Here is an 18452-nt window from a genome sequence, read left to right on the forward strand (position 1 = left end):
GTACGGAAGAGCAGCGCAGCCGTGCGGCGTTGATTGGCGCGGTTTCTTATAATGATGTTGAAGAATTAACCAAAGCCAAACAATGGCTGGATAAGGTAACGGCTACGGCTTATACGTTTGATAAAACCATTTTGGCCGCTTCTATCGAAGCCAAACAGGGTAACCATAAAGAGGCTTGGGCATTGGTACAACGCGCACAAAAAATGCCCGAGCAAAGAGGACATTATTTTGAAGCTAAGGATTTGCTGAATACGGCTTTGTTCGTATTGTCTAAAAACACCAATCTTCAAGAATCGTTGAACGCTTTGAACAGCTTGGTAAATTCCACAGAAAAATCCTTGAAAACCCAAGCTTCTCCCGAGCTACTTGCCAATGTGCTGTATCAGCGTTCGATGGTTTATGAAAAGCTGAACCAGCCAGGCAAGGCGATTGCCGATTTGCGTCGAGTGGTAGAGCTGTATCCGGACAATCCGCACGGTTGGAATGCTTTGGGCTATACCTTGCTGTCCAACGGCAAGGATTTGGACGAGGCTTTCAAAATGGTTCAGACGGCCTATCAAATGGATCCGGAAAGCGCAGCAATTAATGACAGTGTAGGTTGGGCTTATTATCTTAAAGGCGATGCCCAAATGGCTTTGCCGTATATCCAATATGCCTATGAAAAAGAACCTGAAGCCGAAGTCGCCGCGCATTTGGGCGAAGTCCTATGGACGCTTGGAGACCAAGACAAGGCCAAAGAAATCTGGAATGACGGTTTGAAGCACGGAAGCAATCTTCGGGTATTAAAAGAGACAATGTCCAAATTCGGTATAACGCCCAGCAAACCGCATACTCAAAAACACAAATAAAACCGAAAGGCCGTCTGAAAAGCGTTTGATTTCAGACGGCCTATGAAGGAATATCCATGAATTTAAAACAATTATCATCGGTTGCAGCCTTATTGCTTTTAGCTGCTTGTGCGCAGCCAAACTTACCTCAGCAAAACAGTTGGCAAGCAGCAGAGCAGGTGCAGGATTTTAGTGCGGATGGCCGATTGGCTGTCAAAGTGGAAGGAAAAGGCTCTTATGCCAATTTTGACTGGACTTATCAGAACGCGGTTCAAACCATTGATGTGAATACACCATTGGGCAATACCGTTGGCCAGCTGTGTCAAGATAGCGAAGGCGTATTGGCAGTAGACAGTAAGGGTAAGGTTTATCAGGCGGAAACGGCTGAGGAATTGAGCAGACAGCTTTTAGGCTTTGCTTTGCCGGTTCAATATCTGCATATTTGGGCTGATGGTAAACGCGTTGCCAATGCGCCATACAAAATCCTGCCTGATGGCCGTCTGGAGCAGTTTGACTGGACAATATCGCGTACTTTAAATAGTTCAGGACAGCCCAAAATGCTTCAACTTGAGAATGCCAAGTTTAATATCCGCTTGGTGTTCGATACAGTAAATCACTCTTTGGATAAGAATGGACAAACCCGATGCGTAGCACGCAAATAGAGGATGCCATGTCAGTTTCAGAGGAAATCCAAGCCTTTCCTGCGCCGGCTAAATTAAATTTGGATTTGAGGATTACCGGCCGCAGAAGCGATGGTTATCATAATTTGGAAAGTATTTTCTGTTTGATCGGCTTATATGATACCGTTCATCTGAAAATGCGTACTGATGGGCAGATTATTCTGCATACACCGGTTGAAGGGCTTGAACCTGAGCAAGACTTGACTTATCGGGCGGCTAAATTATTACTGCCATATGCAAGCGTACCGCGCGGCGTCGAAATCTGGTTGGATAAAGTGATTCCGACCGGCGGAGGCTTAGGCGGCGGCAGCTCTGATGCAGCCACGGTTTTAATGGTTTTAAACCAATGGTGGCAATGTGGTTTGAGTAGGCAGCAACTGATTGATTTAGGCGTAAGTCTTGGTGCAGATGTTCCTTTTTTTATTTTTGGCAGAAGTGCTTTTGCCAAAGGCGTGGGCGAGAAGCTGGCTGAAATAGATGTCCCTAAACAGTGGTATGTTGTCGTTAAGCCCCCCGTCCATGTGGCAACCGCTAAAATTTTTGCACATGAATGCTTGACACGGGATTCCAAACCCAGCATAATGCCGACTTTCCAATCGTTACAGCCGTTTCAAAATGATATGCAAGCGGTTGTGTTTCAGGAATATCCTGAAGTTTGGAAGGCTTATACTGAGTTATCCCAATATGGTTGTGCATTAATGACCGGTTCCGGGGCTTGTTTGTTTATAGCAAGTGAATCTCATCAAGAAGCAAATACAATTTACCAACAGGTTTCTCAATCATATGAGGCTTATTGTGTGGAAGGATTAGATATTCATCCTCTATTTCATATGATTTAGTAAGTTGGGGAGTCGTCAAGCGGTTAAGACACTGGATTTTGATTCCAGCATGCGAAGGTTCGAATCCTTCCTCCCCAGCCAAATAAAAGCGTGTAAGTTTTCTTACACGCTTTTTTACGCTAAGAGCAAAATAACGCTGAAAAACTTTTTTTTACCCGTTTTTACGAGTATAATCGCATAAATTAGTGTCTTAGACATGGGGCAAAGGGAAGCGTAATGTTTTCTGAGCGTAAATCGAATTTAGAATCAGGTGAAGATATGGCTGCTTATGACAGTTTAATGGTGTTTACCGGTAATGCAAATCCGGAATTGGCGCAACGTGTTGTCAAACATTTGGATATTTCACTCGGTGAAGCCACCGTTTCCAAATTCTCTGATGGTGAAGTAGCCATTGAATTGTTGGAAAATGTGCGTGGTCGCGATGTGTTTATTTTGCAACCTACCTGCGCGCCAACCAATGACAACCTGATGGAAATTTTGACTATGGCCGATGCACTCAAACGTGCTTCTGCCGGTCGTATTACTGCCGCAATTCCTTACTTTGGTTATGCGCGTCAGGATCGCCGTCCTCGCTCTGTTCGTGTACCGATTTCTGCTAAATTGGTAGCGAATATGTTGTACTCAGCCGGTATTGACCGCGTATTGACTGTTGACTTGCATGCCGACCAAATCCAAGGTTTCTTCGATATTCCGGTAGATAATATTTACGCTACCCCGATTTTGTTGAACGATATTAAACAACAGCGCATTGAGAACCTGACTGTTGTCAGCCCTGACATTGGTGGTGTTGTACGTGCACGTGCTGTTGCTAAATCTTTAAATGCTGATTTGGCCATTATCGACAAACGTCGTCCTAAAGCCAACGTGGCTGAAGTGATGAACATTATTGGCGATATTCAAGGCCGTACTTGCTTGATCGTAGATGATATGATCGATACGGCAAACACCTTGTGTAAAGCAGCCGTTGCCCTGAAAGAGCGCGGTGCAGATCGTGTATTGGCATACGCCAGCCATGCAGTATTCTCCGGTGAAGCAGTGAATCGAATTGCTTCTTCCGAAATTGACCAAATAGTTGTGACAGATACCATTCCGTTGTCTGAAGCAGCTAAAAAATGTGAACGTATCCGTCAAGTTACCATTGCCGGTTTGCTGGCTGAGACGGTACGCCGTATCAGTAATGAAGAATCCGTCTCATATCTTTTCAATGAAGATGTGATGACTGGCGGCATGTTGCTGCCATAACTCGATGTCGTCTTAAGCTGGTCGCGGCCGATGACGACGATTTTATCTAAATTGGAGTATTAAACATGACTTACGAAATTCAAGCCTCTGTTCGCGAAGCCCAAGGCACTGGTGCGAGCCGCCGCCTGCGTCGCGAAGGCCAAATCCCTGGCATCCTGTACGGTGAAGGTCAAGAGCCTGTTGCTATCGTTGTAGACCACAAAACTGTATTCTACGCATTGGAAAAAGAATCTTTCCATACTGCTTTGATTAAACTGTCTTTGAACGGTGAAACTAAAGACGTTATCGTGCGTGACTTCCAAATGCACCCATTCCGTCGCGAAGTTCAACACATCGACTTCCAAGCTGTAAAAGCTGACCAAGTTGTACGTATCCGTGTTCCTCTGCACATTGTTAACGCTGAAAACTCTCAAGCTGTTAAATTGCAAGGTGGCCGCGTATCTCTGTTGAACACTTCTGTTGAAGTAGTTGCTTTGCCTGCAAACATTCCTGCTTTCTTGGAGCTGGATTGTGCATCAGTAGTTGCCGGAGATATTCTGCACTTGTCAGACATCAAATTGCCAGAAGGTGTTGAAAGCGTTTCTCTGAAACGTAACGAAAACCTGGCTGTTGCTACTGTTACCGGTAAAAAACGCTAATAGGTAGTTAATATAAGAAAACCGTATCAGATAAATCTGATACGGTTTTTGTTTTGCATATAAAATCATTTGCTATAAAACTTGGGTAAATGTAATAGCATATGCACTTTATAAGAATGAAGCAATTTCATTGCGAAGTTTATTAAGAAAGCGTCCATGCCGTACCCATTGTGCGGCTGATTCATAATCCTGTTGTTCAAATGCTTGTTGTAAATCTTGATATAGGTTGCTTTGTACTTCTTGGATTTCTTGATCCAGCGCTCGGATGGCATCATGGTTTTGTTCCATTTGTGCATCCATCAATGTTTCCCGCCATTCCATCTGCTGCATGAGGAATTCTGGTGAAAACGAAGTGTGTTCAGGTGCATCAGCATCGATATTTTGGCTTTTCAAGAGATAAGCGGCTCGATCAATAGGGCTTTTTAATGTGCGGTAGGCGTCATTAATTGTAGAAGACATCATAACGGCTTGTTTCTGCTCAAAAGCTGAAGCAGAAGCAAATTTATCGGGATGAAAACGGGCAGCTAAAGCTCGATAGATCTGTTCGAGTGCTTCGGTATCAATATTGAAAGATGGCTCAAGCTGAAAGAGGTTGAAGTATTGAGACATGATATTAAAGGAAAAAATCTAAAGAAGAGGATTATTTTACGATATAATCCAGAAACTGTTTATACGAAAGGAAAACAATATGACCGGTAAGGTGCAACACAATAAAGGCAAAATACGAGACAATGCCTTAAAAGCCTTAGTCAAATCTGATTTGTTCCGACACAAAGTAGAACGAAAAAGAAAAGGCAAGGGTAGCTATAATAGGCAAGAAGCCAAAAAATGGCGGGATGGTTTTGATACTTTCTCGCCATTTTTGATATTTTAAACGTGGAAGCTCTCGCCACAGCCGCAGGAGTCTTTAACGTTTGGGTTTTCAAATTTGAAACCTTCCTGCAAGCCTTCTTTAGTGTAATCAACTTGCGTGCCGTCCAAATAAACCAAGCTTTTCGGGTCAATATAAACGCGTGCGCCGTGTTCTTCAAAAATCAGGTCATCCTCGTTCACTTCATCGACAAATTCAAGGTTGTATGCCATGCCCGAGCAGCCGCTGGTTTTCACACCCAAACGCACGCCCAAGCCTTTGCCGCGTTTAGTTAGGTAGTTGTTGATGTGTTTGGCTGCGTTTTCTGTGATGGTAATCATGCTTTTTTCCTCATTTCGCAATCATTTTCTGTTTTGCCTGCTTTTTTATTTCAGACGGCCTCTTGATTTTCAGGCCGTCTGAAAACGTTGTTTTGCCCACTCTATTGCGGCGGCAATGGCAGCTTTAGCCTGCGGACTGTTTTTCCAACAGGTTGAGCCGGTCAATTTTGCCCCTAGTTCCAAAACATCGTCCAAATCCGCTGCCGCCAGTGTGGCAACATCATCCAAACCCATTTGCTGCAAACGCTGTAATATGGTTTTACCTATGCCTTTGACAGCAAGTAGGGATTGGACTTCTTCATCGGTAAAAGGCATATCGTCTTCTTTGATTTTGCAGGTACTGGCGCACTTACTATGGCAGTTGGTGCCTATCAAGCCGATTTAGACATTAATGTCTGCAAACTAAGTATCTGGCAAACAAGATTATTTGTTTTCCTGACGTTTGCGATAGTCGGCAACGGCTGCTTTTACTGCATCTTCAGCTAAGATGGAGCAGTGGATTTTAACTGGAGGTAATTCCAACTCTTCGGCAATTTCGCTGTTTTTGATTGCCAGTGCATCGTCAAGGCTTTTGCCTTTGACCCACTCGGTGATCAGGCTGGAAGACGCGATGGCAGAACCGCAACCGTAAGTTTTGAATTTTGCATCTTCGATAATACCCTCATCGTTTACTTTGATTTGCAGACGCATTACGTCACCGCAGGCCGGTGCGCCGACCATGCCGGTACCGACAGATTCGTCGTTTTTGTCGAAAGTGCCGACGTTGCGGGGGTTTTCGTAGTGGTCGATTACTTTATCGCTGTATGCCATGATGTGGTTTCCTTTGTGTTTTTAGTGGTGTAAATGGTTTGTTTACGAATGTTCAGACGGCCTGAAGTTTAGATTTTGCACGCGCCGCCTTCGCAGCCGTCATCATTCTCTGAATCAACGCCGCCTTCTACAGTAACGCCGTCAAAATCTTCGAGCAGGTTGTCGAGATTGTCGAGGTCGAGTTCTTGTTCGTCCATGGGTCTGTATCCTTAATTTGAAGGTTGTGGCTTTTAGGTCGTCTGAAAAGGTCTTTTATGGTTTTCAGACGACTTTTTTTGTTTTTTTAATGTATAAATTGGGTAGGTTATCAGACCTAACGTTTTGAGCAAGTTTACGGTTTCGGTGGGTTCACAATTCAACCTACGCTTGCTTTTTGCAGAAATTATAACTTTCTTAAACTATCAAAATCATCTTTGTTAAACTCAATTTTCGCACTTCTCTTCACTCCATCTTTATAGAATGGTGTAATCGTGCGTCCTCTAGGTAAAGTCTCGTTTTTAATTATAAATGGAACTAGAAAAGTTCTCTCTATATCAACTTGAATATTTTCAAAATCCTTAAAGAAATCATCAAATTCTTTTTGAGTTAAAGTTTTATTATCATTTGTTAATAATGTCCCAGCTTGATAAATAACAAGCCAAATATTCGTTCCTTTCTCTTCTTCATTTTCCTTAGGTTTAATTTTGACCAGTCCGTCATCTTGTTCTCCCTCTTCAATACAATAATTTTCCAACGCAACAATTGAGTATATTCCATTATTGTATTCAAAATGCTTTTTCAAAGTTTTCATTTTAATAGTCTCCTAAGGTTAGTTAAATTAACATCAAAAATACATAAAACAATCAAAGATTAAGTAGTCTAAATTATCAACCCAATCTAAGTTTACTTGATTTGGCTTTTAGGTCGTCTGAAAAGGTCTCTTGCTATTTTCATACGACCTTTTCTCTTGATTAATGCGCCGCCCATTCAATCGAGTTCAAATCAATACCTTCTTTAAACATTTCCCACAGCGGAGACAGTTCTCGCAGTTTGCCGATTTTGGATTTGATCAGTTCTGCTGCGAATTGGACTTCTTCTTCAGTGGTCATACGGCCGAAGGTGATGCGCAGGGAAGAGTGCGCCAATTCGTCGTTGCGGCCGAGCGCGCGTAAAACGTAGCTTGGTTCAAGACTGGCAGAAGTACAGGCGGAGCCGCTGGATACGGCGAGTTCTTTAACCGCCATAATCAGGCTTTCGCCTTCGACGAAGTTGAAGCTGACGTTCAGGTTGTTCGGAGCGCGGTGTTCGAGGTCGCCGTTGATGTAGACTTCTTCGATGCCTTCGATACCTTTGAGGAAGATATCGCGCAGTTTCAGGTAGTGTGCAGTGTCTTGTGCCAATTCTTCTTTGGCAATGCGGAAGGCTTCGCCCATACCAACGATTTGGTGGGTCGGCAATGTGCCGGAACGGAAACCGCGTTCGTGGCCGCCGCCGTGCATTTGGGCTTCGAGGCGGACGCGTGGTTTACGGCGTACATATAGGGCTCCGATGCCTTTAGGGCCGTATACTTTGTGGCCGGACATAGACAACAAATCAACTTTGGCAGCTTCAACGTCAACAGGCACTTTACCGCATGCTTGTGCTGCATCAACGTGGAAAATGATTTTGCGTTCGCGGCAGATTTCACCGATGGCAGGAATATCTTGAACTACGCCGATTTCGTTGTTTACCCACATTACGGAAACGAGGATGGTGTCTTCGCGGATGGCGGCTTTCAGTACGTCTAAATCAACCAAACCGTTTTCTTGTACATCCAAGTAAGTCACTTCGTAACCTTGGCGTTCGAGTTCGCGCATGGTGTCGAGCACAGCTTTGTGCTCGGTTTTTACGGTGATGAGGTGGTTGCCTTTGGATTTGTAGAAGTGCGCCGCGCCTTTAATGGCGAGGTTGTTGGATTCGGTCGCACCGCTGGTAAAAACGATTTCTTTGGAGTCAGCGTTAATCAGGGCTGCAATGTCTGCGCGTGCTTTTTCTACCGCTTCTTCTGCTTCCCAACCGAAGCTGTGGCTGTTGGAAGCTGGGTTGCCGAAAATATCGGACAGGTAGGGAATCATTTTTTCGGCAACGCGGCGGTCAACGGGAGTGGTGGCGGCGTAGTCGAGGTATACGGGGGTTTTGACGGTCATGGTTTGCTCTTTCGTTTGGTCATCTGCCTGCGGTCTTTGCCGTAGGTCGGTTTAATGAATGTGTGTAAAGGTAACGACATGACTGCTGTCGCTGCAGTTTTTTTGTTCAATGATGCTTTGCAGCGTAACGCCGCTGAGGTAATCATTGATGGTTTTGTTTAAGTTTTCCCAAAGGTCGTGGGTCAGGCAGGGGGCGCCGTGGTGGCAGTTTGCTTTGCTGCCGCACTGCGTGGCATCCAGTCGGTCTTCGGCTGCGGAGATAATTTGTGCAATATTGATTTGCTCTGCGGGAGCAGCAAGGATATAGCCTCCGCCTGGGCCGCGTAGGCTTTCAACCAATCCGGCACGGCGCAGCTTGCTGAATAATTGTTCGAGGTAGGAGAGCGATATGCTTTGTCGTTCGCTGATGGCACTGAGTTTGACAGCACCGGTTTGCGCGTTCATCGCCAAATCTATCATGGCGGTTACTGCAAATCGCCCTTTGGTAGTCAGTCTCATGGTGTGGTTGCCTGTGTGGGCGTTTTTATTAGTGGGGGAATTGTCTAATATCTGAGTGTTTCAGTCAAGTATATGGCGGCTCGGTTTGATTGATTGTTTAAATGGTGGCATGGGCTGATTTTTAAATCGGAAAATATTTTTTTTATTTTTCTGTAATTTGGACTTAAGGCCGTCTGAAAAAGGCTATCAACCCTACAAATATCAGGGTTAAAATGTTTTGATTTAATATTGATAGTGATATAGATTATCAAAATTATTCTTAAAATTTAGTTGTTTTGATGGAGTAAAATAATGAGGTGTTTGAAATGTTCAGACGGCCTTGACCATCCATCTTTACCTTAACAGAGGCAATCGACAATGAAATGTGATTTAAGCAAAATAACCTGTATCGAAGACTTGCGCCTTGTTGCCAAACGTAAAATGCCGCGTATGTTTTATGACTATATTGACTCAGGCTCTTGGACGGAAACCACTTATCGTGAAAATACTTCGGATTTTAAAGACATCCGTTTCCGCCAAAAGGTATTGGTTAATATGGAGGGACGAAGTCTCGAAACCAAAATGATTGGGCAGGATGTGAAAATGCCGGTAGCGATTGCGCCGACCGGTTTCACGGGCATGGCGCATGCCGACGGCGAAATCTTGGCGGCACGGGCGGCGGAAAAATTTGGTATTCCGTTTACGCTGTCGACCATGTCCATTTGTTCGATTGAAGATGTAGCTGAAAACACCAGCTCGCCGTTTTGGTTTCAGCTTTATGTGATGCGCGACCGCGAGTTTATGGAGAACCTGATTAAGCGTGCGAAGGATGCCAAATGTTCGGCTTTGGTATTGACTGCCGATTTGCAGGTTTTGGGTCAGCGCCACAAAGACATTAAAAACGGCCTGTCTGCGCCGCCGAAACCGACCATCGCCAATTTAATCAATTTGGCGACTAAGCCGGAATGGTGCATGAAAATGCTGAACACGGAACGCCGCACTTTCCGCAATATTGTCGGTCATGCGAAAAACGTGGGCGATTTGTCTTCGCTGTCTTCATGGACTTCTGAACAATTCGATCCGCGCCTGAGCTGGGATGATGTGGCGCGTATTAAAGATTTGTGGGGTGGCAAGCTGATCATCAAAGGCATTATGGAACCTGAAGATGCAGAAAAGGCAGCGAAAAGCGGCGCGGATGCATTGGTCGTTTCCAATCATGGCGGCCGTCAGCTTGACGATACTGTGTCTGCCATTAAGGCTTTGCCGGATGTGGTCAGCGCGGTGGGCAGCGACATCGAGGTTTGGATGGACAGTGGTATCCGCAGCGGTCAGGATATTTTGAAGGCTTGGGCTTTGGGTGCGAAAGGTACGATGATAGGCCGGGCGTTCCTGTATGGTTTGGGTGCGTATGGTGAAGAAGGCGTAACCCGTGCGCTGGAAATCCTGTATAAAGAAATGGATATTTCCATGGCGTTTACCGGTCATCGCAATATTCAAGATGTGGATTCCAGCATTTTGCGTTCTACGCGTTGGGCTCAAGATGAATTTTAATTTTTAAACATAAGAAAAGGCCGTCTGAAAATCTGTTTTCAGACGGCCTTTTTATAGACGGCTATTTCTCGTTTTTGCGATACCATTCGATGAAGGCATCGGGTTTGACGAAGCCTAATAAGGCTTCGCTATGACTACCGTCGGCGCGGACAACAAACACGCCCGGAGGGCCGAAGAGGCCGTATTCTTTCAGTAATGCCTGATGGTCGGGAGTGTTGGCGGTCACGTCGATTTGGAAGAAGCGCTGCATATCGACCGCTTCGTGTACTTGCGGTTGGTTGAGTGTGTAGGCGGCCATTTCTTTGCAGGATACGCACCAGTCGGCGTAGAAATCAATCAGCACAGGTTTGCTTGGATCGGCTTTCAAGGCGGCATCCATAGCGGCTTTGAGTTCGCCGACATCGGTAAACATTTTGCCGTGGTCGGTTTCTTGTCCTGCTTCGGATGGCGGAACCAGCGTTAAGAAGTGGTGCAGGGCGGTAGTTTGTTTATTGAAGCTTTGCCAGCCAAACCATGAGCCGCCAATCAGCAGTAAAAAGCCCAATACGGCGGCAACTGTTTTCAGACGGCCTTTTTGTTTGCCGGATTTCGCCAAAAGCATAAGGGCGGGAACAATCATCAGTAAGGTGTAGAGGCCGACTACTGCGAAATAAGGCAGATGCGGTGTGGCAAGGTATACGGCAACGGCCAGCAAGATGAAGCCGAATGCGTATTTGATGCCGTTCATCCAGTCGCCTGCTTTAGGCAGGATATGGCCGCCGAATGTACCGATGATGATGAGCGGTACGCCGGTGCCGAGTGCCAAGACATAAAGCGCAAGACCGCCCAAGACGGCATCGCCGGTCTGGCCGATATAGCCCAAAGCAAATGCCAGCGGAGGTGCAACGCAAGGGCCGACAATCAGCGCGGACAAAATACCCATGATGAAGACGGAAATGATTTTGCCGCCGGAGAGTTTGTTGCTTTGGTTTTGGAAATAGGATTGGACAGAGTTTGGCAGCTGGATATTGAAGAGGCCGAACATGGACAGCGCCAGTATCACCATCAACGCGGCTGCGGCAAGCACAACCCAAGGCTGTTGCAGCCATACGGTCAACAGCGCGCCGGTCAAACCGGCAATCACGCCGACCAAGGTATAGGTCAGTGCCAAACCTTGTACATACACCATCGACAAGGTGAATGCGCGGCCTTTGCCGACTTTTTTATCGCCTACGACAATGCTGGAAACAATCGGTAAGAGCGGATACATACAGGCGGTAAAGCTTAAGCCCAAACCTGCGACAAAAAACGCCAACAGGTTGGCGTTTAAAGTATCCCAAGAGAGCTTGAAGCGGCTGCTGTCGGGATTGTTTGTACTGGGTTGCATGGGCATTTGGCCGTCTGAAGAGGCGGACGGTTGCAAAAAGCGGTCTTTAGCAGAAACCGGCTCATCGCTTTGGGGCTGGTAAACCCCGTTGCCTTTTACGTCAAACTCAGTGTCCACAGGCGGATAACACACACCCACTTCGGCGCAGCCTTGATAAGTCAGTGTCAGTTTGTATTGCGGCGCGGCTTGTTTGTAAGGCAGGTCAACCTGTGCGGTATGGTGGTAAACCGTTTGTTTGCCGAAGAATTCGTCTTCTTTTTCTTCGCCTTTGCTGAATTTGGGTTCGCCTAGGATTTTGTCAGGATTGGTCGCTGCAACGATTTTGGACTGGTACATATAGTAGCCGTCAGCGATTTTGAACTGCACGCTGATGCCTTGGTCGGTTACATTGACTTGAGGTACAAAGGCTTGCTCAGGGGGCAGCAAATCATTGGCATCTACTGCGAATGCGAAGCTGCTCAAGCCTAAAAATGCAATGAGGAAATAAAGGAATTTTTTCATAGTATCTACGGAGATGCCGTTGAGAAACCGTCATTATAAATGATGGGAAAAACAATCGGCTTAATTTAAGTTAAAGATTACGCAAGTTGTCTAATTCTTTTGAATTATATCGGATTGCAGTTAACCGTACATGAGCGATAGTCTCATGTTATCGTTCAATTTATGCCAAAGGCCGTCTGAAATGTTCAGACGGCCTTTGTGGCTATTCGGCTTGGCTTTAAGGATAAGCGATATAAGCGTAAGCGGAATGGTTGTGTATCGATTCGAAGTTTTCGCTTTCGACGACGAATGATTCGATGCGTTTGTCGGCTATTAACACCGTGGCCACATCGCGAACCATGTCTTCGACAAACTTCGGATTTTCGTACGCCTTTTCCGTTACATACTTTTCGTCAGGGCGTTTGAGCAAGCCGTAGAGCTGGCAGCTTGCCTGTGCTTCAACGTAATCGATGATTTCTTCAATACCTACATCCGCGTTTGCAATCAGACTGACCGTCACATGCGAACGTTGGTTGTGCGCGCCGTATTCGGAAATTTCTTTGGAACACGGACACAATGAAGTAACCGGAACCATTACTTTCAGGCAGTGGCTGTATGTACCGTTTTTGATTTCGCCGGTCAGGGTAACATCATAGTCAAGCAGCGATTGGATGCCGGAGACAGGCGCACTTTTTTTGCGGAAAAACGGGAAGGTAACGCTGATTTTGCCGGAATGGGAATCCAACAGGGCAACCATATCGGCGGTCAGCTTGTGCAGCGTATCGAAATCCAAAGCATCGGTTTGTTTTTCCATCAGGGCGACAAAGCGCGACATATGCGTGCCTTTTTGGTCGGCAGGCAGGAAAACCGTCATGGTCAGGCGGGCGACGGTGGATTGTTCGCCTTCTTTGCTTTTGAGGGAGATTGGAAAGCGCAGGTCTTTGATGCCGACCTGATTAATCGGCAGGTTGCGTAAATCGCGGCTGGATTGCACGTCTGCAATGGCGTTCATGCGTGGTATGTCCTTCATGATAGGATTGTTGAGATGCGTGTGGAGGGAATCGGCTCGTGTCGGCCGATTTGCAAATGCGAGATTATATCACTTGCTTTATCCGCCTGCATTGATTGTTTCTATTTTTCAGATAGTGATAAAATCTTCGATTATTCACATCTATATAGGCAGAGACCAAATGAAATTCGCCACGAAAGCCATTCATTCCAGCTACGATTGCGACGAACACAACCGTGCGCTGATGCCGCCGATTTATCAAAACAGTATGTTTGCGTTGCACGAGATTGGCGAAAATGTGCCTTACCGCTACTCGCGCCTGAGCAACCCGACCCGTCAGGTATTGGAAGATACCGTTGCCGATTTGGAGCACGGTGCGGCCGGTTTTGCGTTTTCCAGCGGCATGGCGGGGATTGATGCCGTGTGGCGTACTTTCCTGCGCCCGGGCGATACCATTGTCGCTGTCGCCGATATTTACGGCGGCGCTTATGATTTATTGGTCGATGTTTATCAAAAATGGGGTGTGAACGTTGTTTTTGCCGATTTGGGCAATCCGGATAATTTGGACGAGCTGCTTAACGCACACAATGTCAAACTGGTTTGGCTGGAAACGCCGTCCAATCCGCTTTTGCGCTTGGTAGACATCAAAGCGCTCGCCGCGAAAGCCAAGGCAGCTGGTGCGCTGGTCGGTATCGACAACACCTTTGCCACGCCGTATCTGCAACAGCCGTTGGATATGGGTTGCGATTTTGTGTTCCATTCCGCTACCAAATATTTGTGCGGCCATTCGGACGTACTGATGGGCATAGTCGTTGCCAAAACCAAAGAGCTGGCGCAGCCTTTGCACGACATGATGGTGCATACCGGCGCGATTGCAGGCCCGATGGACTGCTGGCTGGTGTTGCGCGGTATTAAAACGTTGGCCTTGCGCATGAACGCCCATTGCCAAAACGCACTCGAAATCGCGCGCCGTTTGGAAGCTCATCCTGCCATTGAAAAAGTGTTCTATCCCGGCATGCCGTCTCACGAACATTACGAACTCGCCAAAGCACAAATGCCCAAAGGCATCGGCGGCGTGGTGACGGTTTACCTCAAAAACGACACGCGTGAAGCGGCCAATAGCGTGATTAAAAACATGAAACTGGTCAAAATGGCTTCCAGCCTAGGCGGCGTGGAAAGTTTGGTCAACCATTGCTATTCCCAATCCCACAGCGGCGTACCGCATGATGTGAAAATGGAAATGGGCATCAAAGTCGGCCTGCTGCGTTTCTCTGTCGGTATCGAAGATGTGGACGATATTTGGAGCGATATTTCTAAAGCATTGGATACGACTTTGTAAATAAGGCTTAAAGGTCGTCTGAAGGTGGATAGTTTTTCAGACGGTCTTTTGCAATAATTAAGGAATGAATATGAAAACATTATTCGGTGCATTGATGAGTATGGTAGTTTTGGCAGCTTGTACATCTCCTTCAGCATCTCAGCCTGAACAAGCCTCTAAAGTGCAGGTACAAACTCAACAAACGGCGCAACCTACTTTAGCCGCCAAATGGCGTGTTGTTGCTTTCAATAAATTTACTGAAAAAGATTTGGCCGGTACTGATGCCTATCTGGATTTGAGCGAGATGCCTAAGGCGTATGGCAAGATGGGGTGTAACGGTATGATGTTTCAAGCGAATGTAATCGGAGCGGGCAAAATTGATTTTGGCCATATTGCGGTAAGCATGATGCTGTGTGAAGACATGAAGCTGGAAGATGCGTTTTTGCGCAAACAAAGCGTGTGGAACTATCGTTTTGATGGTAACGATTTGATTTTGGAACAAAAAGGCATCAGTATCCGTTTGCGTCGTGAATAATCTTAAAGGCCGTCTGAAAATAAATATTTCAGACGGCCTTTTGAATCTTTATAATAAGCCCTATTTGAAACTGATACCAAATATCAAGGAAACCTATTATGGCAGCTTCTCCAGAAGCCAAGTTTACCGAAGAAAAAGTCTTGTGGATCAAACACCATACGCCCAAGCTGATGACTTTTGCCATCAGCCGTCCAGAGTCCTACCGTTTTTCGGCAGGACAGTTTTCGCGCCTTGGTTTCCGTGACGGCGAGGGCTTTATTTGGCGCGCGTATTCAGTCGTGTCTGCCGAATACGCCGATACGCTTGAGTATTTCGCGGTATTAATCGAAGGCGGCCCGATGTCGGCGCGTTTTGCCGCGATGAAAGAGGATGATACTATTTTGCTGGATAAAACGGCTACCGGTTTTCTCTTGCCCGAGCGTTTCCCCGACGGCAAAGATTTGGTTATGCTCTGCACGGGTTCCGGCATTGCGCCTTTCCTCTCCATTATCGAGCAGCCTGAAATCTGGCAGCGTTTCGACCGTTTGGTTTTGGCGCATTCCGTCTCTTACGCCGACGAGTTGATTTTCAACCAGCGCCTTGCCGATTTGAAAGAGCATCCGCTGATTGAAGAATATTTCCATAAATTCACTTTTGTTCCGGTTACCACGCGTGAGGAAACGGAAGGCGCATTGAGCGGCAAACGGATTCCCGAATTGCTGAAGAATGGCGGCTTGGAAGAAAAAGTCGGCTTCAAGTTCACCAAGGCCGATACGCGCTTTATGGTTTGCGGCAATCCGGCAATGGTCAAAGACACTTTCCAAGCGCTAATGGATTTGGGCTACGCCATGCACCGCAACCGTATCCCCGGCGAAATTATGATGGAAAATGGTTTTTAAATTCGGTCACAATATACAGCCGTATATATAAGTGTACAAACCTGCTTATAAACAGTATATTAAGCGGGTTTTTATTTTGCCTGTAATATACGGCGATATACAGAAAATCACTCAAAGCAACATTAATCAGGGGGGATTTTCTGGGGTATATTTTGTGAAGGTTAGGAAAATGGCGGAATCCAACCGTTTAACGCAGCGGAAAATTGACACGGCCAAGCCGGGGGATAAGGCTTATAAGCTTTACGATGGCGGCGGACTGTTTTTGTTTGTGCATCCTGCCGGTGGGAAATACTGGCGGCTGAAATATCGGTACGGTGGCCGTGAAAAGGTGTTGTCTATCGGTGTTTATCCGGTCGTGACGCTTAAGGCGGCGCGTGATGCGGCTTTTGAGGCAAAGCGGCAGCTTTATGATGGGATAGACCCGGGGGCGCTGAAGCGGTCTGCAAAACAGGCGGCACGGGTGGCGGCCGGTGGGCAAAGTATGGTCGATTTGGGCGCGGCATGGTATGAATCTCGAGTAGGCAAGCTGGCTAAAAATACGTTGGATGGCGACAGGGCTAGCCTTGCGCATATCAATGAATTTTTCCGAAAGAATACGGATATTAATGCCATTACGGCGCTGGATATGTCTGAGTTTGTGGAATGGCTGAATGCCAAGAATATACCAGCGCGGGCAACGCGTGTAATGCAGATTGCTGAAGCGGTATGGGATTATGCTGTTCGTAAGGGCATAGTTATCAGTGATAGGCGTAATCCTGTCGAAACGGCCAAGGGTTTGCTTGCGCCTTATCAATCCAAGCCTGAAGCGCATTTGGCTGAGAGCGAGTTGGCATTGTTTTTTTATTCGCTCTTGAAAGATGAAAGAATTACGGCTTTGGCCAAGTATCTGGTATTGCTTACCGCGCTGATTGCGCCACGGAGTGGGTCGATAGTGGCCAGCCGATGGGAAAATGTGGATTTGGATCGTAAAGTCTGGCTTATGCCTGGCGAAGATATGAAGATGCGGAATGATTTTTTGATTCCGCTGTCTGATTGGTCGGTGGCATTGCTGTCTGAGCTGCGTGAGGTAACGGGTCGGCATGAATTTGTTTTTCCGGCCATGAGGAATGATAGTGTATCGGGTACTGTCGGCGTAAAGCTTGGGCATCAGGCGATTAAGCGGTGTGGTTATGATGGCCGGCATGCCGGTAAAGCGAATGCTACCATGCACGGCTTTAGGCACTTGATGACGAATATCTGCCTGGTGAATGGCAAGGATATTCTGACGATGGATTTGGCGCTTGGGCATGTGAGCAAATCGGCGTTAAAGCGGGCGGGGTTTTCTTCTTTGCCGCATTATCTGACCGCTCAGGAATTCAGATTTAATGAGCGGCGTGAACTGGCGCAATGGTATAGTGATTATTTGCGCCGGTATTATGATCAGGCGGTGGCGCGGCTACATGGGGAAGGGATAACGGATTTCTTCGGTAATTGGAAGATGTTTTATCAGGATTGAGATTGTGAAACAGGCCGTCTGAAATGTTCAGACGGCCTGTGCCGTATTATTTATTCAGTAATCAGGAAGCTGATAAAGTTGTGCTGCCTCCCTGCCTCCATCAATGCGGTAACGATTTGTGTTTCCGTGATGTCTGGGCATTCGTTTCGGTAGCGTTTTCCTTCCAGGATGTTTAGCAGCACTTCATGTAGATTGGCTGCTTCGTATAGTGCCTGATTGGCTTTGCTACGCCATTTTGTGCCGCCTTTCATTGTTGCGGCCACGGCAGACAGGATCAGGCTATTGGACGTTTCCAGTGTGTTTACGGCATCGGGCAGGGTTTCGCTGTTGATTCTATTTGTGGTTGCCGATCCTTTCACAATCGGGCGGCCTGATGGGTCCTGCGTATCGCGGTGCATGCGGCGGATAAGGGCGACGATTTCTTGATAAGTACAGCGGTTTAAGGGTTTCCCTGCCTGACGTTCGATGTAGCTGTCCAAATTGCTGCTGCCCCAGTTGTGGATTTCTTTCAGGCGGTCGCCCAACATCATGACGACTTGTTCCAATTCTTTGCGATTTGGCATTTGGTCGGTCACTGATGGCAAGGCTATGCGCGGCGGGTTGATGGGTTTGTTGAAATGGGCGTTTAAAACCTTGAAGCATTCATCTTGATATTGTAATAGCCGTTCGCGGATTTCTGATTTGACGCGCTTTGCGTCTACCCCGAACAGCCAGCCGTTTAGGTATTCGATGGGTAGGCAGGTAGTTTCGCGGGGTCGGCCATCTTCGCCACGAATGGTCATCATGACCATTCGTGATTTTAGAATAGAGTTGCGCTGAATTTTTTTATGTTGTGATACCCAGTCCAAACCGATGTTTTCGCAGATCGGCTTCATGGCGACGTAGTGTTGGTTATTTTGGGAAAAAACAGGCACGGTTTGGCCGTGGAAAGAGATGTTTTGAACTTGGTTC

General features: G+C 46.7%; 21 protein-coding genes, 1 tRNA gene and 1 pseudogene. 12 read left to right on the plus strand and 11 right to left on the minus strand.

From position 1 onward, the window contains the following. From HMPREF2608_RS10335 to HMPREF2608_RS10360, 6 genes are all read left to right on the plus strand, one after another. A partial coding sequence (locus HMPREF2608_RS10335; protein WP_141761496.1) for a tetratricopeptide repeat protein occupies positions 1–848 on the plus strand: 848 nt, incomplete at its 5' end. A gap of 56 nt (positions 849–904) precedes the next feature. Further along, a complete protein-coding gene (gene lolB, locus HMPREF2608_RS10340; RefSeq protein ID WP_070826960.1) occupies positions 905–1489 on the plus strand; it encodes a lipoprotein insertase outer membrane protein LolB in 585 nt (194 codons plus the stop codon). 8 nt (positions 1490–1497) lie between these two features. Further along, positions 1498–2346: a 4-(cytidine 5'-diphospho)-2-C-methyl-D-erythritol kinase gene (gene ispE, locus HMPREF2608_RS10345; protein ID WP_070827044.1), complete on the plus strand. Its 849-nt coding sequence runs from the start codon at positions 1498–1500 to the stop codon at positions 2344–2346. Positions 2347–2351: 5 nt separating this feature from the next. Then, positions 2352–2427: transfer RNA gene (locus tag HMPREF2608_RS10350), tRNA-Gln, on the plus strand. Between the two features lie 177 nt (positions 2428–2604). Beyond that, positions 2605–3588, plus strand: a complete 984-nt coding sequence (locus HMPREF2608_RS10355; RefSeq protein ID WP_141761492.1) for a ribose-phosphate pyrophosphokinase — start codon at positions 2605–2607, stop codon at positions 3586–3588. A 65-nt stretch (positions 3589–3653) separates the two neighbouring features. After that, positions 3654–4226 carry a 50S ribosomal protein L25/general stress protein Ctc gene (locus HMPREF2608_RS10360; protein ID WP_070826962.1) on the plus strand — a complete coding sequence of 191 codons (573 nt, stop codon included), beginning with the start codon at positions 3654–3656 and terminating at the stop codon, positions 4224–4226. A gap of 108 nt (positions 4227–4334) precedes the next feature. Here HMPREF2608_RS10360 and hscB read toward each other — a convergent pair whose 3' ends face one another. Then, positions 4335–4835, minus strand: a complete 501-nt coding sequence (gene hscB, locus HMPREF2608_RS10365; RefSeq protein WP_070826963.1) for a Fe-S protein assembly co-chaperone HscB — start codon at positions 4833–4835, stop codon at positions 4335–4337. Positions 4836–4914: 79 nt separating this feature from the next. Here hscB and HMPREF2608_RS10370 point away from each other — a divergent pair. Next, positions 4915–5137, plus strand: a pseudogene (locus HMPREF2608_RS10370) (alternative ribosome-rescue factor A). On the opposite strand, the gene iscA reads toward HMPREF2608_RS10370, so the two are convergent. From iscA to iscR, 7 genes are all read right to left on the minus strand, one after another. After that, positions 5097–5417: an iron-sulfur cluster assembly protein IscA gene (gene iscA, locus HMPREF2608_RS10375; RefSeq protein ID WP_049330777.1), complete on the minus strand. Its 321-nt coding sequence runs from the start codon at positions 5415–5417 to the stop codon at positions 5097–5099. The pseudogene HMPREF2608_RS10370 and the gene iscA overlap by 41 nt on opposite strands. A 69-nt stretch (positions 5418–5486) precedes the next feature. Then, positions 5487–5732 (minus strand): recombinase RecA, encoded by a 246-nt coding sequence (locus tag HMPREF2608_RS10380; protein WP_070826964.1) that lies wholly within the window; start codon positions 5730–5732, stop codon positions 5487–5489. A 108-nt stretch (positions 5733–5840) separates the two neighbouring features. Next, entirely contained in the window at positions 5841–6227 is a 387-nt protein-coding gene (gene iscU / locus HMPREF2608_RS10385) for a Fe-S cluster assembly scaffold IscU (protein WP_003674559.1), read from the minus strand. A gap of 68 nt (positions 6228–6295) precedes the next feature. Next, the gene (locus HMPREF2608_RS11705) at positions 6296–6424 is read right to left on the minus strand and encodes a hypothetical protein (RefSeq protein ID WP_004519897.1); all 129 of its coding nucleotides are present in this window, start codon (positions 6422–6424) and stop codon (positions 6296–6298) included. Positions 6425–6609: 185 nt separating this feature from the next. Next, positions 6610–7017, minus strand: coding sequence for a hypothetical protein (locus tag HMPREF2608_RS10390; RefSeq protein ID WP_070826965.1), 408 nt, complete (start codon positions 7015–7017; stop codon positions 6610–6612). Between the two features lie 160 nt (positions 7018–7177). Further along, a complete protein-coding gene (locus HMPREF2608_RS10395) occupies positions 7178–8392 on the minus strand; it encodes an IscS subfamily cysteine desulfurase (protein ID WP_004519895.1) in 1215 nt (404 codons plus the stop codon). 51 nt (positions 8393–8443) lie between these two features. Then, positions 8444–8890: a Fe-S cluster assembly transcriptional regulator IscR gene (iscR, locus tag HMPREF2608_RS10400; RefSeq protein WP_003746476.1), complete on the minus strand. Its 447-nt coding sequence runs from the start codon at positions 8888–8890 to the stop codon at positions 8444–8446. A gap of 357 nt (positions 8891–9247) precedes the next feature. Here iscR and HMPREF2608_RS10405 point away from each other — a divergent pair, with 357 nt between their 5' ends. Continuing rightward, positions 9248–10420 (plus strand): alpha-hydroxy acid oxidase, encoded by a 1173-nt coding sequence (locus HMPREF2608_RS10405; RefSeq protein ID WP_070608875.1) that lies wholly within the window; start codon positions 9248–9250, stop codon positions 10418–10420. A gap of 61 nt (positions 10421–10481) precedes the next feature. Here HMPREF2608_RS10405 and dsbD read toward each other — a convergent pair whose 3' ends face one another. Together dsbD and folE2 are read right to left on the minus strand one after the other, a co-directional pair. Then, the gene (dsbD, locus tag HMPREF2608_RS10410) at positions 10482–12287 is read right to left on the minus strand and encodes a protein-disulfide reductase DsbD (RefSeq protein WP_070826966.1); all 1806 of its coding nucleotides are present in this window, start codon (positions 12285–12287) and stop codon (positions 10482–10484) included. Between the two features lie 217 nt (positions 12288–12504). Next, the gene (gene folE2, locus HMPREF2608_RS10415; protein ID WP_070826967.1) at positions 12505–13278 is read right to left on the minus strand and encodes a GTP cyclohydrolase FolE2; all 774 of its coding nucleotides are present in this window, start codon (positions 13276–13278) and stop codon (positions 12505–12507) included. Positions 13279–13456: 178 nt separating this feature from the next. Here folE2 and HMPREF2608_RS10420 point away from each other — a divergent pair, with 178 nt between their 5' ends. The 4 genes from HMPREF2608_RS10420 (at position 13457) to HMPREF2608_RS10435 (ending at position 17501) form a co-directional block, all read left to right on the plus strand. After that, the gene (locus HMPREF2608_RS10420) at positions 13457–14614 is read left to right on the plus strand and encodes a trans-sulfuration enzyme family protein (RefSeq protein ID WP_070826968.1); all 1158 of its coding nucleotides are present in this window, start codon (positions 13457–13459) and stop codon (positions 14612–14614) included. 70 nt (positions 14615–14684) lie between these two features. Next, entirely contained in the window at positions 14685–15128 is a 444-nt protein-coding gene (locus tag HMPREF2608_RS10425) for an META domain-containing protein (RefSeq protein WP_070826969.1), read from the plus strand. Between the two features lie 98 nt (positions 15129–15226). Beyond that, positions 15227–16006 (plus strand): ferredoxin--NADP reductase, encoded by a 780-nt coding sequence (locus HMPREF2608_RS10430; RefSeq protein ID WP_070826970.1) that lies wholly within the window; start codon positions 15227–15229, stop codon positions 16004–16006. Positions 16007–16037: 31 nt separating this feature from the next. Further along, positions 16038–17501: a tyrosine-type recombinase/integrase gene (locus tag HMPREF2608_RS10435; RefSeq protein WP_084824627.1), complete on the plus strand. Its 1464-nt coding sequence runs from the start codon at positions 16038–16040 to the stop codon at positions 17499–17501. Positions 17502–17551: 50 nt separating this feature from the next. Here the strand turns inward: HMPREF2608_RS10435 and HMPREF2608_RS11710 are convergent. Further along, the coding region (locus HMPREF2608_RS11710; RefSeq protein WP_084824628.1) for a phage antirepressor N-terminal domain-containing protein at positions 17552–18452 on the minus strand (901 nt) is incomplete at its 5' end.

The sequence above is a fragment of the Neisseria sp. HMSC064D07 genome (assembly GCF_001837185.1).
GTDB lineage: Bacteria > Pseudomonadota > Gammaproteobacteria > Burkholderiales > Neisseriaceae > Neisseria > Neisseria flavescens_C.